The 15185-nt window shown below is 51.6% G+C and carries 10 protein-coding genes and 1 pseudogene; 6 read left to right on the top strand and 5 right to left on the bottom strand.

Going from position 1 to position 15185, the window contains the following annotated elements; translation table 11 throughout:
- The 4 genes and pseudogenes from HMPREF2554_RS00780 to HMPREF2554_RS00765 form a co-directional block, all read left to right on the top strand.
- Positions 1-1381: pseudogene (locus tag HMPREF2554_RS00780) on the top strand (tetratricopeptide repeat protein); the annotation flags it as partial.
- Positions 1382-1584: 203 nt separating this feature from the next.
- On the top strand, positions 1585-2916 hold the full coding sequence (locus HMPREF2554_RS00775) for a tetratricopeptide repeat protein (protein WP_244864698.1): 1332 nt from the start codon (positions 1585-1587) through the stop codon (positions 2914-2916).
- 21 nt (positions 2917-2937) lie between these two features.
- Positions 2938-3453, top strand: a complete 516-nt coding sequence (locus tag HMPREF2554_RS00770; RefSeq protein WP_013398916.1) for a GNAT family N-acetyltransferase — start codon at positions 2938-2940, stop codon at positions 3451-3453.
- 163 nt (positions 3454-3616) lie between these two features.
- On the top strand, positions 3617-4216 hold the full coding sequence (locus HMPREF2554_RS00765) for a tetratricopeptide repeat protein (RefSeq protein ID WP_013398915.1): 600 nt from the start codon (positions 3617-3619) through the stop codon (positions 4214-4216).
- 62 nt (positions 4217-4278) lie between these two features.
- Here the strand turns inward: HMPREF2554_RS00765 and HMPREF2554_RS00760 are convergent, their stop codons facing one another.
- Positions 4279-4656: a nuclear transport factor 2 family protein gene (locus tag HMPREF2554_RS00760; protein ID WP_013398914.1), complete on the bottom strand. Its 378-nt coding sequence runs from the start codon at positions 4654-4656 to the stop codon at positions 4279-4281.
- Between the two features lie 207 nt (positions 4657-4863).
- On the opposite strand from HMPREF2554_RS00760, the gene HMPREF2554_RS00755 reads away from it, so the two are divergent.
- Entirely contained in the window at positions 4864-5334 is a 471-nt protein-coding gene (locus tag HMPREF2554_RS00755) for a GNAT family N-acetyltransferase (protein WP_013398913.1), read from the top strand.
- A 113-nt stretch (positions 5335-5447) separates the two neighbouring features.
- Here the strand turns inward: HMPREF2554_RS00755 and cydC are convergent, their stop codons facing one another.
- The 4 genes from cydC to HMPREF2554_RS00735 all read right to left on the bottom strand — a co-directional run bounded on the left by cydC (position 5448) and on the right by HMPREF2554_RS00735 (position 14684).
- On the bottom strand, positions 5448-9242 hold the full coding sequence (gene cydC / locus HMPREF2554_RS00750) for a thiol reductant ABC exporter subunit CydC (protein ID WP_244864696.1): 3795 nt from the start codon (positions 9240-9242) through the stop codon (positions 5448-5450).
- 180 nt (positions 9243-9422) lie between these two features.
- On the bottom strand, positions 9423-10496 hold the full coding sequence (cydB, locus tag HMPREF2554_RS00745; RefSeq protein ID WP_013398911.1) for a cytochrome d ubiquinol oxidase subunit II: 1074 nt from the start codon (positions 10494-10496) through the stop codon (positions 9423-9425).
- A 20-nt stretch (positions 10497-10516) separates the two neighbouring features.
- A complete protein-coding gene (locus HMPREF2554_RS00740; protein ID WP_041322060.1) occupies positions 10517-12094 on the bottom strand; it encodes a cytochrome ubiquinol oxidase subunit I in 1578 nt (525 codons plus the stop codon).
- A 487-nt stretch (positions 12095-12581) separates the two neighbouring features.
- A complete protein-coding gene (locus tag HMPREF2554_RS00735) occupies positions 12582-14684 on the bottom strand; it encodes a DNA gyrase/topoisomerase IV subunit B (protein WP_013398907.1) in 2103 nt (700 codons plus the stop codon).
- A 227-nt stretch (positions 14685-14911) separates the two neighbouring features.
- On the opposite strand from HMPREF2554_RS00735, the gene HMPREF2554_RS00730 reads away from it, so the two are divergent.
- Complete coding sequence (locus HMPREF2554_RS00730; protein WP_013398906.1) at positions 14912-15124, top strand: DUF7455 domain-containing protein; 213 nt, start codon at positions 14912-14914, stop codon at positions 15122-15124.
- The last annotated feature ends 61 nt before the right edge of the window (positions 15125-15185 follow it).

Below are 15185 nucleotides of genomic sequence, written 5' to 3'. Positions count from 1 at the left end.
CAAAGCCTACGCATGGGCACAGTACAGCCTCGGATTCGTCTATAAAGACCAGAACAAACCGGAAAAGGCCATTGATACCTGGTTAAAAGTTGACTCCAACCACAGCCTTGAAGCCTATGTCGAAGCACAACTTGGTCTTGGGGAGGTTTACTCACTAGATAAAGAAAAAGAGGAACAAGCACACGAAGCGTACGATAATGCGAGTGGCTTCTCCTACTATAAGTCTGAACGCGGATTCAAAATTCTTAATTGCCCTCTGGCACTAAGGGAAGATCTTCATAGTTTAGCTAAAAATACTGATGAAATCCTAAAGTCTCTTCAGATAATCCCAGAATTTGAGTCGAAGGTTGCACACTATAGTCGAGCGTTAACAGCTTTTAAACTATTTGAATGTAAGAAAAATGAGCAGAAGCCATCAAAGTTCCGACTCAATACTATTCGTGGCGTCAATGACCCAACGGAAGGTCTAGTTCTAAGTGATTATTGGGACCAGCAAGGTATTCCAGAAACCATACATACAAACGATACCGCAACTTTCGTTAGTTGTTTCACTTTTAATCATGACAGTCTTAACCAGTTTCGCCTCTATGGAAAAGAGAATGGTCGAGAAGCAACAGGCGTTAGCTTGGTATTCAACAAAGAGTTTTTTAGCGAGCACTCAGGCGCACTAAAGTATATAGCCGGTGCCTCATCGGATCCATCTAATAAGTCTGGCGAAGCAGGGAAACCAGAGAACGATAATAAGAGATTATTAATAGACAAATCTACACTCTACCGGTGCATTTACCTGGACCCTGAGACCGGGTATTGGACTCTGGCTCAACGAGACAAATCCACTTTCTATCGCGAACACAATGAAGACGCAAATTCGAAAGAAAAATGGGAAAAATATTATGAATCAATTTCAATAAAAGAGGAAAATGTTGAAAAAAACTTATTTAACGAAGAAGATAATAGCAATAAATCTATCTCACTCATACTTAAATCAATATTTACAGATGAAGATCACTCATACAATAAGTGCAATAAAGACGAAAAACAGAAAATTCTTGAAGCCGTCCGTTTTATCCTTCTCCCCTTGCAGTACCTGGTGAAACATATTGCATTTCAAGAGGAACAGGAATGTCGGATAATGTACATTACTCATCTTCACGATGAGAAAATCCGTCATGATTGGGAAAAACAGTGGATGTACGTCGAGTATGAGGAGCCTGTACTGCCACGTATCGATAAAATCTATCTCTCCCCCGGCTCGGCAAAGTACCAAGATTTCTTCCGCATCCTGCTAGATCAAAAAGAAGATGATGGTCTTGACCAAAAAGAAGACGTCAAGGAGAGCAAGGTTCGCATCTCTCAAAACCCATTTAGAAACAAGGGGTAAAGGAGCACGGAGCCTGCACGAGAGTTCTTCCTCCGCGTGAAAACATGGTGTCTACCCGCAAAAACTTATTCTAATCTTCATCTTTCTACGGGGGCGTCAAACTTCACACAGAGGTTGCACACCGTTACTCTTATATATATGCGTTTCAGGCAGAGGATTGTTTCCTGCCCGAAATTCCACAGACACCGCCTATGGAGATCACCGTGACCGAAGCAGAGAACCCGTTAGAGCAGATGACCGTGCAGGAGCGTCTTAACCTGAGCAAGGAGCACTACAAAGCTGGTGCTTTCGATAAAGCTATCGACGTGCTGAGCACGATTTCTGCCGACGAGAACCCGCAAGCCTACGCAACAGCCCAAAACAATCTCGGTATCGTTTACCGAGACCAGGGCAAAGTAGAGCAGGCGGTCGAAGCCTGGAACCGCATTCCCAAAGATGTTCCCGAACTATACGCCAAGGCGCACAACAACCTTGCCTCTGCCTATATTAAACAGGGCGAAACTGATAAGGCTCTTGAAGCGTGGAAGAATATTCCCTCTGCTGCCCCAAAGCAGTACGCGATGGCGCAGTTCAACCTGGGCGTAACCTACGCACAGCAAAACAACGTTGATGAAGCTATTGAAGCTTACCAGCGTGTTCCCAAGGATGTCACTAATCTTTATGCGCACGCGCAATACAACCTGGGTGCCACCTACACACAGCAGGGTAAAATGGACGAGGCCGCTGAAGCCTACAAGAACGTTCCCGATGCAGCCCCCGCAAAATACGCGAAAGCTCTCAACAACCTGGGCGTGCTCTACGAAGGGCAGGGTAAAGCCGAACAGGCATCTGAAGCCTACCAGCAGGTACCCAGCACCGTTCCTGACCAGTACGCGATGGCTCTCAACAACTTGGGCGTAACCTATTACAACCAAGGCAAGACAGAGCAGGCTCTCGAACTTTGGGAGACCGTTTCTGCCGATATTCCCGAACAATACGCGACCGCGCAGATGAATCTGGGCATGGTGTACGACAGCCAAGGAAAGCTAGAACAGGCTATTACCGCGTGGGAGCGTGTACCCGAGAGCTTACCGGAACGCTACGCTTCGGCACAGTACAATATCGGTACTTCCTATGTGGAGCAGGGCAAACCGACGAAAGCAGTCGAGGCTTGGGAACGTATTCCTGCCAGCGCCTCTGAGCCCTACGCGGTAGCCCAATATAATACCGGACTTATCTACGAAGAACAGGGCAATATTGACGATGCTCTAGTGGCGTGGGAACGTGTTCCCAAGGATGCTTCTGAGCACTTCTACAAGGCCCAATTCAATATTGGTGGTGCCTACTACAAACTGGGTGAAACGGACGAGGCAGTTGCTGTCTGGAAGAATATTCCCGAGTCTGCTTCGGAGCAGTACGAGATGGCACAAACCAACCTGAGTATCATCGCCGAGAACCAGGAAAAAGCCAAGGATAGCGGCGAAACCGAGCAGCAGGACGGGAGCGCCAAGAACCAAGAAAAACCCTCTGAGCAGAAGAAGCAGAATAACGGGTAAAAGTAGGAAGGCTAAGATAACGTGAGGATTACTCCCCTCACTATCAGCGATGTTCCGATTTTGCGCGGCATTGCTCGTGATACGTTTACCGAAACATTTTCAGAGGCAAACAAAGCCGAAGATATGGACCGCTACCTTGCGGAGAACTTCTCAGAAGATCAGCTCGCCCGGGAACTCAGCAACCCTAATTCATTCTTCTACGTTGCCGAGGTAAACGGGCACGTCGTGGGTTACCTCAAGCTCAATACTGCACACGCACAAACCGAACCGCAGGCGGCGGACGCGCTCGAAATTGAGCGTATCTACGTGCTGAGCAACTATCACGGAAACGGTGTTGGGCAGGCCCTCTACCATCACGCCATGAGCGTGGCAGAAGACCGAAAGGCAAGCTATGTGTGGCTAGGGGTGTGGGAGCATAATCATCGAGCCCTGCGTTTCTACGAGAAAAACGGGTTCACCGCCTTCGGTACGCATATTTTTCAGCTGGGTAACGATCAGCAGACGGATATCCTGATGAAGAAATCTGTTGCCGCCTAAACGCTGCGCCTAGCCTGAATCCCTTCGGCGGTTAGGATATGAAGGATGCGCTTATCTTCACGCTGAGGCTCCTTCCCGTATAGTTAGAGAAAACAGTTTTTGCTTGAGGGTAAGCCCCGGCAAAATTAGGTGCTTATCAACACCTGGTGCAGGAAAGGAAATCATGGTCGATCAGCCTCATGCAGAGATGCAACGCTACGCCCAGGAACAGGTAGATCTTGGCGCACAATACTACGAACAGGGTCTGCTCGATCAGGCATGTGAAGCATGGGAGAAAGTACCTGAAAGTGTTCCCGATCAATACGCCATCGCGCATGTAAATATAGGCATTGTCTACGACGGTCAAGGCCAGCATGAGCAGGCCATTAAGGCATGGCAGAAGGTTCCCAAAAGTGAGACTCAGCCCTATGCCGTAGCACAGTACAATATCGGATCTGTGCACGAGGCTTTAGAGCAGGATGAGTCTGCTTTAGCGGCATACAGCAAAGTTCCTAAAATAGATGTTCTGCACTATTCCATGGCACAGTTCAATAGCGCCGTGCTCCTGCACCTGCATGGTAACCTGACCACGGCTCTAAGTACCTATCAGAAAATACCTGCCAGTGTTCCCGATCAGTATGCACGAGCACAGCTGAATTTAGGCGTTTTGTACCAGCAGATGGGGCACAATGACCAGGCTTTTGAGGCTTGGAAACGTGTTTCCCCAGATTTTCCTGAGCTCTATGAGGTGGCTCAGTCGTATCTGAACGACGAAGATTCCTAATAGTTCAACAACGGTTGCGGTGAGGTATTATCACCGCAACCTGCTTTTAAGGCGCACACTGTTTACTCGCTCAGTACCGCCACAATTTCTTGAACAATCTGCCAGTTTTCGCTGCGCTTTTTCCAGGTGATAGTGAATAGAAAATCCTGCTCCTGCGAGCCCTGACTCATCCTGCGTTTGAGCACAATAGTTCCAGCTTCACCGTCAGAATCGGCAAAAAGTATGGTGTGCGCTGTGTTCAGGGGTGCGGCGCCGCTGTCTTTGAGGGCTTGAAAGAAATCGATATTGTCCTGTTTCGAGAGAATCTGCACGGTATTATCCGGTAGAATCCGCACAAATTTTAGGTTATCGGCATACACTCGCTTCAGAAAATCAATATCGTAGCTGGTACCGCGTGAAATTAATTCTTCGGTAAGTGTTTTCATTGTTTCGTCAATCATGATGCCCTCGCTCTCTGACGTGGAAATACGTACAAGCTCAGCCTAGCATCTGAAAGTTTCATTCCTCATATTCATCAGGTATGCTCGTCTTATGACTGTTTAGTTATTGTCTTATGACGATTCCGTTCCATGTATTCGTGTCACACCCCGTAGTGTGAACACGGCTATCTTTAGCACCCATAAAACATAATTCTTAAGGAAACAGTCATGACTATCCCCTGGCTCCCTGCAACTCAAACCGCTCATAACCCTCAAGCGGTGGCACGTATCCTCAAGACCCTGCCTGAATGGTTTGGACGTGAAGAGTCCAATGCAGAATACATACATGATGCTGAACGACTGGAAACGTGGACGGTAACTCATCCAGAAACCCACGAAATTGTGGGTATCATGCTTATCGTCCAGCACTACCCGGTTGAGGCAGAAATTCATTTGCTGGCAGTAGATGCTGCCTTTCACAGATACGGAATTGGTACTTCCCTAATAAATGCATTCGAAGAAGAGGCACGTAACCGTGGTATCAGGCTGATACAGGTAAAGACGCTTGGAGAATCTTTTTTCAACGAACCGTACCAACGCACCCGAAATTTCTATAAAGCTGTAGGGTTTTTGCCTCTTGAAGAGACAGACCTGTGGGGCGAAGATACTCCCTGTCTGATTATGGTAAAAGCAATCTAACTAGCTTGACGTACATAGAGCGTAGGCTTCATCCTTCCAAAAGCTTACGCTTCTCAAGACGTCTAAAACGGGTTCTAACATTTCTTGAACCCCTCACAACGTCATGTATAGACCTATTCCAATGTAACAACCGCATCGCAGCGGGCAATATCTTCGGGGCGGTGCGAGACCAAAACAGTTGCCATTCCGCTGGTGCGAGTTGCAGTGTCCAGATCAGTCATAAGCGCCGCAGCTGATTCAGAATCTAAATGCGCGGTAGGCTCATCCAGCAGAAGCACCGGAGATTCCACGAGCAGAGCACGAGCCACCGCAAGACGCTGCCGTTGACCTCCCGAAAGGAACCCGCCACCAGCACCAACACGAGTGTGCAGACCTTCCGGCAAGGTGCTGTACCACTCCCCCAAACCTACACGTTGCAGGGCCCCTATCATTTGTTCTTCGCTCGGGCGATCAGCATGATCGCGCGCCAAGAGTAAATTGCCTTCAAGAGTAGATTCAAAAATATGCGCAGCCTGTGGGCACCATGCCGCATACCCGCGGAGCTGATCGTTCCCCAGTGCTTTCCCGTAGGAGCGAATTTCGCCAGCTTCCAACGGCAGGAAGCCCAAAAGAGTCGCCAGCACGGTGCTCTTGCCCGAACCTGAGGGACCGGTAATTCCCGTCCACTTTCCGGTATGCGCCGTAGCGTTAAGATGCTCAAAAACGGGCTTGTCCATGCTCGGCCACCGAGCGGCAGCATCGACAAGTTCAAGAGCAGGTTCCTGCCCCTGAGGGGCGCGAACACGCCCAGCATGAGATGTATCCTGTGTATCGTCCTCAAGGTCTGAAATACTATTTTCATCCGCAATACCGGGAGCAATCTGCGCCAACAGAGTGGCAAAAGAAGGCCACGAACGCACTGCTTCTATATGCTGCACGGAACTTTCTATCATTGCCGTACACATAAGAACTACGGCGGCAGATTCCGGAGCACCTACCGTTCCCGATACCGCTAACGGATACGCGATAATTGCGCACCACAGTGCTGCTCCGAACCAGCTCAGGGTCACAAGCGCCCTACCAAGACCTTGGGCATACGAGGTGCGAGTCAATGCGGCAACATTGCGGTCATTCAAACGTGTTGTAGCAATCTCGATGCTCGGCGCAACCCCGTTAGCGCGAATATCTTCTGCGGCACTCAGTACACCCGCGCCTAAACGCAAAAGCTCAGCTGTACTTTCACGTGTGGTTTCCTCAGCGTGAGCGTCCGCGCGCGTAACAGCCCATGGCACGAGAATTGTTGTTATCAAAGCTGCGAGCGCTACGGGCACAATAGCCTGAGGTAGCACAACAATGGTGGTTATTAGTGCTGTTAACATCACAAGCACATGTGCGGCAGGTGGAATGAGAACACGCGGAATCCTGTCGCGCAGCTCATCTATGCCGCCAATAAGCCTTTCCAGCAGGGCGTCTCCGCGAAGCAGGGCCCGCACGCTGCCAACATTAAGATAGGCCCCGGTCCAGGCGCGCACACGCAGATTATTCGCTGCGGTCAAGACTTTAGCGTGGGTGAGCAAACGCTCGGCATATCGAGCACAGGCACGCCCTAGCCCAAAGAAGCGCACGCCCACGATAGCTACCATAAGGAACATCATGGCTGGACCTTCGGCTGCGCGTACGATAAGCCATCCTGAGAGCGCGGTCAGAGAAATTGCGGCAAGGGAGGTGAGGGCGGCAAGAATGACCGGCGGCAGTCCCTGTAATATACCTAGTCCCGTAAGATTCCGCAGTGTTTTGAGGGTTTTCACGACTCCGACAGCATGTCCTGTGTTTTCTCGAACCATCTTTTCAGGAGCGTTGTGTAACGTTGGGCTATGCTCAGCAAAGGTATCGGCTGAGTCCTGCTTATGCGGGGCTGCAGCGGGGATAATCTTGGGTGTCTCATTCTGGACGATGCTCCACCGATACGCTTGCTCATGCGATGGTTTCGCATGCGCTCCCTCGACTACCGCCGATGCCTGCACCACACTATCGCAGTACTCGGTAAGTTCCGTTTCATGGGTCACGATTAGAACGGTTACTCCGCGTTCTGCGAGTGCGTCCAGAGACTGAGTTACAAGGTGGGCGGCGTGTGCGTCCAGGTGGGCGGTAGGTTCATCTACTAGAACGGTAATCTGGAGATTTTGATGGTGATCGGCTGCACGGTGGAGGGCATCAATGCGAGCTAAGATGCGGGCGCACGCCAACCTGCGCGCTTGACCCGCGCTGAGCGATTCGGGGCTGAGCTCGCTCAGGTTTTCGAGCCCGAGATTCCACAAATAGTTCTCTAGGCGTTCACGATCTGAGGGGCATATCTGTGTTTCCCCCGTGAGAAGTTTAGCCGCATAGTCCTCTTCGCTGCGATCGGCGCTGAAGGCATAGAGCGCCATCTCGTGCAGGACTGTGGGAGCGGCGAAAATAGGATTCTGCGGAATACTCAGGGGGCTGCCGGTACCTATAATGCGTCCGGTTACCTTAATCGGTTCGGATGCTCCGGTTGGTACCAATCCGTCGCGGACGCTCCCGGAAAGTACTCCGAGGAGCGTTGATTTACCACATCCTGATGGTCCCAGAATGCCTACTAACGCTCCGCGCTGTTTTCCTGCCGCGCTTGGGCGCTTCGAAGTACGTGGAATGTTCAGGTTTACTGAGTTTAAGATCTGTGTACGTCCGGGGTATGTGACCGAGAGGTTCTCAATCACAAGGTGCTCGGGTGTTTCGGGAGCCGTCGATACCTTTTCGCAGGAAGCATCCGCAGAGGCTTCTGGTACGGGAGTATCAAGGACTGTACGTGCAGACCGGAGTGCGGCTATGCCGTCTTCAGATTGGTGGTAGGCTGCACCTACATCACGCAAAGGCTGGTAACATTCAGGAGCCAGCAGGAGTACAAGGATTGCGGTATCGAGTCCGAGTGTGCCCTGTACCAAACGCACGCCAATGAGCACGGCGATCAGCGCCACCGAGATGGTCGTGATAAGTTCTAAAGCGAGCGAAGACATAAATGCGCTGCGAAGCGTCTGCATGGTACGTTCGCGGTATTGTTCACCCAGCTTCCTGAGGGCACGAGTTTGTGCACGTTCACGCCCCAGCCCAATCAGCACGGGCAGCCCACGGATGAGTTCAAGAATATGGTCTGATAGACGGTGCAGCTCGGCTTGAGCAGCGGCGGTATCTTCACGTGTGGTTTTACCGATAAGTATCATGAAGATGGGAATAAGCGGCAGGGTGCACGCTAGAACGAGGGCACTTGTGATATCCAGTGAGAGCACAATAAGCCATAGTAGAACGGGCACTACGGCGACCGAGACAAAGGCGGTCAGGGTTTTAGTGTAATAATCATCGAGCGCGTTCAGTCCCCGCGCCAGCAGAACGGCGGTTGCACCTGTACCTTCAGGGGTGTCTGCCCCTCCTGTGGCTAAGACACGATGCACAAGTTTTTGGCGGATACTTGCTTTGGCTCCTACGGCTGCACGCTGAGCACTTACGGACAGCGCGTAATCGGCGCCTGCACGTACAGCAAGCGCTATCAGCGCCGTAACGATTAGCCCCCACGTTATGGCGTTTCCGGTGCCAAGAAGATTGCCTAGTCCTAGAAGCCATCCATTGGTACTGTCGAGTTTCGCTTGTGAGTTACCCGAGAATTCGATGAGAGCGCGATAGGTTTCTGGATCGCTGGCGGCCTTTAGATGCTCGTGCTCGGCGGCGAGCGCAGTAAATCCGGCGTGGGCTGCCCGGGCAATGAGGGATGCGAGCGCCGCGCTAAAGATCACGGTTGCCAGTGTGTGTATCCCGGTGATAAGCCCGAAAATCCCTAGGTTTTTACGGGCGTCTGGTCCTAGCGGAGGACGTTTATCGTTGTTGCGCTGTGTTTTATTGGCGCGTGGGCTCACGTCTCGTTCCTTCCCTACCGCTAAAGTGAGTGTGGATATTTTCTCCGGTGTGTTTCCTAGTTTAGACACTGGTGGCGGGCTTGTCTGCCTTCGGTTTTAAAGTATTTCCGGCGCCTTCACATATTGCTGAAAGCACCGGAAATACTTCTGTACCCTCCCGATTACCGGGTACGTTCTTGGCTATGCCGCCCTGTTCGGGTGCGTCACCAGCTCGCTAGCATCGTGGGCATCGGGGATGTTTTCAACGCGCAAACGCTTGCGGAACACCCAGTATGTCCAGATTTGGTACACGATAATAACGGGCAGTCCTAATCCGCTCACAACGCTCATGACTCCGAGTGTGTACTCCGAGCTTGAAGCGTTTGCAATGGTGAGCGAATGAGCCGCGTCCAAGGTTGAAGGTAGTACGTTGGGGAAAAGAGCGGTGAAAATCGCCAGCGCGCCAAAAGCCATGAAGAGGCTCAGACCTGCGAAGGCACGGCCTTCGCGTGAGCTTCGGGCGCTTATCCACGCGAAGAGCACTGCAAATACGGCAAGAATAGTGCATAGCCAGGAAATACCGTTACCGGTTGTAACCTGCATGTACAGTACCCAGAGCACGATAGGCAAAAGCAGAAGCGGAAGCCAACGCACCAGGGCGGTGCGTGCACGGTGGCGTATATCTCCATCGGTTTTCAAGGCAACAAAAGCAAGTCCCTGCACGAGGGCAAACCCTACAAGAGAGAGACCGCCTAGAAGTACGGGCCAGGAAGCCCAGGCGAAGGCACCGCCTACACGGTCACCGTTGGCATTAATTGGTAAGCCAATGGAGGTCAGCGCAAGAAGCGCACCTACCAGTAAAGCGATGAAGAATGATGATAGCGAGAGAGTGATAGTCCAACCGCGAATCCATCGTTCATCGTTTTTCTTACCGCGATACTCAATAGCAACCACGCGGAAGATCAGCGCAAGCAACGCTAAAGTTAGTGGAATATATAGGGCTGAGAATAGGGATGCGTACCATAACGGGAACGCCGCGAAAGTGGCAGCACCACCGGTAACGATCCAAACTTCATTACCATCCCATACGGGACCGATCGTGTTCAGAAGCAGGCGTCGCTCTTTCTCGTTTTTGGCGAAGATGCTCATGAGCATGCCCACACCCAAATCGAAACTGTCGAGGATAAGGTAGCCAATCCAGAAAATACCGATAGCGACGAACCAGATGGTTGGCAGCAGTGGCTGCCCGGCAAAGATATTAAAGTCGAAGGTCATCGTTGAGAATCCTTACCCGCCTAATAGGCGAACTCCAAGACATCGCGCTTATCGTGACCGCTCTTTTCGCCGTCCTGCTCATGTTCAGAACGCACGAGTTCGGGCATAGCGGCTACCACGCCGGCCTTAATGTATTTAGTCAGCAGGTAAATTTCGACCACCATCAGGATGCCGTATACCGTTCCTAGGGCGATGAGTGAGAATAGTATCTCTTCGCCGCTCACACCCGGAGAAACCGCTGCCGCCGTGAACATGAGGATGGATGGGTCACCCTCAGGGTTGGGCGCCACCACGAAGGGCTGGCGTCCCATTTCGGTGAAGATCCAACCGAGGGCGTTGCCAAAGAAGGGAGCCCAAATTCCCCACAAAGCCAGGGTTTTCAGCCACTTGGCTTCGGGAACAGTACCAGTTCCTTTTTTACGGGTAACCCACAGTACGTAGACGTACGAAAGTGCACCAATACCACCAAGCGTGATCATGCCCCGGAATCCGTAGTAGGTGACTTCCATAAGGGGCAAATAGTTGATCTTCTGCCCAGCGCGATCACCGTAAAGCGGGTTATCCGCCAGATGCGTACCGTATTTAGCTTCGTATTCAGGCATAAGGGTTTTCACGCCCTTGACCTCGGTGGTGAAATCTTCGTGGGCCAGGAATGAGAGTGCACCGGGAACCTCAAGCACTGCCTGCACCTTATCGCAGTCTTGAGACCCCAGAGAAGATATAGAAAGAACCGAGAAACCGGTACCGTCATGGCATGCCGCCTCGGCAGCCGCCATTTTAAGGGGCTGCTGATGAATCATGAGCTGAGCTTGAGCGTGACCGCTAAGAGCCACACCAGAGAACCCGATGAGACCCACAATCGCGCCGATGCGCAGGGAACGGAACCAAACCTTGTAGTCGGTCTTATCACGACCGCCAACTTCGGCATCTCCAACTACAACCTTGCCATCCTCTATGATGTCAATGCCGTCACGGCGTCGGCGCCAGAGCTTATACCAAGAAATACCGACCAGGAATCCACCGGCGACCTGAATGGCGCCAAAGATCACGTGGGGGAAGGTAAGAAGCGCGGTGTTATTTGTGAGAACAGCCCAAATATCAGTCATGCGGGGACGGCCATCGACCATTTCAACGCCTACCGGATGCTGCATCCAGGAGTTTGCCACCAGAATAAAGTATGCGGATACCCAAGAACCGAGAACCGCCATGAAGAGGCATAGGGCGTGAACTTTGGGCTTGAGTTTGTCCCACCCAAAGATCCAAAGCCCCAGGAAGGTTGATTCGATAAAGAAGGCAAAAAGACCTTCCATAGCTAGCGGCGCACCAAAGACGTCACCCACAAAACGCGAGTATTCACTCCAGGCCATACCAAACTGGAATTCCTGCACTAAACCGGTTGCCACACCCATTGCGAAGTTGATGAGGTAGAGCTTTCCCCAGAACTTCGTCATACGTTTGTATTCGTCTTTTTTCGTGAAGATATAGCGCAGGTACAGGAAGGTGACGACCATACCCAAGCCGAGGGTTAGGGGCACCATAAAGAAGTGGTAGACGGTCGTGATACCGAACTGCCACCGCCCAATGTCAAGGGGATCCATGTACATGATCCTTTTCTAAAATGTGTAAAGTCTACTGTTGGCAGACACGCCCGGGAGCGTAGCACACCTCCGGAAGTCAGGTGCACATATCTCAGGATGTCTTACATAGGTAAGGTAACGCGTTTTAAAAACGGCATGAACCAGGCAAGTTTTACACTCAGGTGTGCGTGGCTTGACGAATCTATAAAGGTAGTTAACACAATTATTGATTTTTATGCGCTTTGACCCGTAGATATTGGGAGAAACTTCAAGATAAGCATCACGCCTTGGTGATGCCTTTCCTAAAACTTTCCAAGAAATCTAGGGTCAGCAATTTACACGTACTAAGGTGGCTCCCCCAAATTATGAGGAGAGACACCTTTTTCTTATAGTCATGCATGATTTATGAAGAAGGACACAGTGAGTATAATCACCAATACTTGCAGCGTCAAATATCTGTCAGAAAGAGGTTTCAACTCCCCTGCGTCAGATTGTTCACAGGTGCAAGCTAAATATCAATATTGTCCTGATCGAGCTGATGCGCACCAGCAATAATAAATTCCTTACGCGGAGCAACTTCCGCCCCCATCAGGAGCGAGAAAGCCTGCTCAGCTGCCTCCGCATCTTCAATTCGGATGCGGCGTAGCATACGATGCCGGGGATCCATCGTAGTTTCGGCAAGTTGGTCGGCATCCATCTCACCCAAACCTTTATAGCGCTGAATGGGCTCTTTATAGCCCTTACCCTCAGCCTGCAGCTGGCCCAGCAGTTCATGCAGCTGACGTTCTGAATAGGTATACACCATCTCGTTCGGTTTACCTCGGTTAATAACCTCTACACGATGCAGCGGTGGTACAGCCGCATATACACGACCGTCTTCGATGAGCGGGCGCATGTACCGGTACATGAGAGTAAGAAGCAGGGTACGAATATGAGCACCGTCAACATCGGCATCGGTCATCATGATGACTTTGCTGTAGCGTGCCGCCTCCAGCTCGAATGTACGCCCAGAACCGGCACCAATTACCTGGATTAGGGCCGCGCATTCGGCGTTCGCCAGCATATCTGTTACTGAGGCACGCTGAGTGTTCAGAATTTTGCCGCGAATCGGTAGAAGCGCCTGATAGGCCGAGGAACGCGCCAAGCGGGCGGTACCCAGTGCGGAATCGCCCTCCACAATAAACAGCTCAGAATGCTCTACGTTTGTTGAGCGGCAGTCTACAAGTTTTGTTGGCATTGAGGAAGACTCCAAGGCGGTTTTGCGCCTCTGAGTTTCCTTGTGAATGCGCGCTGAGATGCGGGTTTTCATCTCAGATACGACCTTCTCGCACAGGGCTGTAGCCTGCGCTTTCTCGGCGCGTGCCGTAGAGTTCAGCCGAGCCTTGAGCTGATCACCAACTACTTTAGAGACGATCTGCCGCACAGCCGGCGTTCCCAGAATTTCCTTTGTCTGCCCCTCGAATTGAGGCTCCGCAAGACGCACCGTCAGCACGGCGGTAAGACCGGCGAGGGCATCGTCTTTCTCGACCTTATCATTGCCAACCTTAAACTTTCGAGCGTTGTCGGCAAGGTGCTTGCGGAATGTTTTGAGAAGTCCTTGTTCAAACCCCGTGGAGTGGGTGCCGCCTTTGGGTGTGGCAATAATATTGACGAAGCTGCGGATTGTCGTCTCGTAGCCAATGCCCCAGCGCAGAGCAATATCAACCTCGCACTCACGGTCAACTTCGGTGAGCTTAGAGCGCCCATCCGAGCCTAGAACGGGTACGGTTTCCGTAAAAGAGCCTCTGCCGCTAAAACGCCAAATATCGGTCACGGCAGAGTCATGGGCCAGGAATTCAACAAACTCGCTAATGCCGCCGTCATGCTGAAAGACCTCTTCGTAAGGGCCGAACTCCCCCGGAGTTCCGGGGATGCGCCGCTCGTCTCGAATAGCAATGCGCAGCCCGGGAATAAGGAATGAAGTTTGGCGGGCACGTGCCACCAAATCCTCGTAGCTAAAACGCGCATCCGGGGTAAAAATCTGCGGATCAGCCCAATACCGTACTCTGGTTCCAGTTACACCACGCTTGGCGCGCCCTACGATCTGAAGCGCAGGATGTTTCTCATCTGCAGGTGTAAAAGAGTCTTCAGGCTTAGGGGTGCGCCCGGAATCGAACACGCCCGGTAGCCCATGTCGAAAGGACATCTGATAGGTTTTTGACCCGCGATCTACCTGAACGTCAAGTCGCGATGAAAGCGCGTTCACCACCGAGGCGCCCACACCGTGCAGACCGCCCGATGCTGTGTACGATCCGCCGCCAAATTTGCCACCGGCATGGAGTTTCGTGAAAACCACCTCTAGCCCGGAAAGCCCGGTTCGAGGCTCAACATCGGTAGGGATACCGCGACCGTCGTCCTGTACTTCAACAGAACCGTCTCGGTAGAGAATGATCTGAATTGACTGTCCGTAACCGGCAAGAGCTTCATCAACAGAGTTATCAATAATCTCCCAAAGGCACTGCATAAGACCGCGGGAGTCGGTCGAACCAATATACATGCCCGGGCGCTTACGCACCGCTTCAAGACCTTCGAGAACCGAGAGGTGTCGGGCAGTATAGTTCGATGCAGCCAAGATGTTCCCTTTCGAAATGGTTTTCTTCGTAAGTCTATTCTATCGTGCACCGTAGGTAACTTGTGTTTACCCTCGTTACGAACGATGTAGCGATTTCATGTGTAGCCCACCCTAGACGCTGAGAGCGAAAGGTTCGAGGCGAAAGTACGGCACCGAGGGTATATGTGGTTGGATAGAGTTACGACAATTCTAGGAACCTATGAGAACTTCAGTAAGGGAGATTTTCAGTGAACGCTCATGCAACTCTCGAATCTGTTGATTCGCGTACGTTAAATTCCCACGACCGTTGCGATGTGTGTGGTTCTCAGGCATATATTCGTGCGGTCTTGCCTTCCGGGGGCGAACTGTTCTTCTGCGGTCACCACGGACGTGCCCACGAAGAAAAACTCAAAGGGCTTGCGGGCATCTTGTTGTGGGACGACCAGACGTCACGACTTTAGGGCGAGATTCCCGAGGGTGTGACATCCGCCAGTAAATTACCAAGGGTACGGTTTCCTCTTC

This window comes from Rothia sp. HMSC071F11, from assembly GCF_001809115.1.
GTDB classification, from domain to species: Bacteria; Actinomycetota; Actinomycetes; order Actinomycetales; family Micrococcaceae; genus Rothia; species Rothia dentocariosa.
This window is presented reverse-complemented; position numbering and strand designations above follow the sequence as displayed.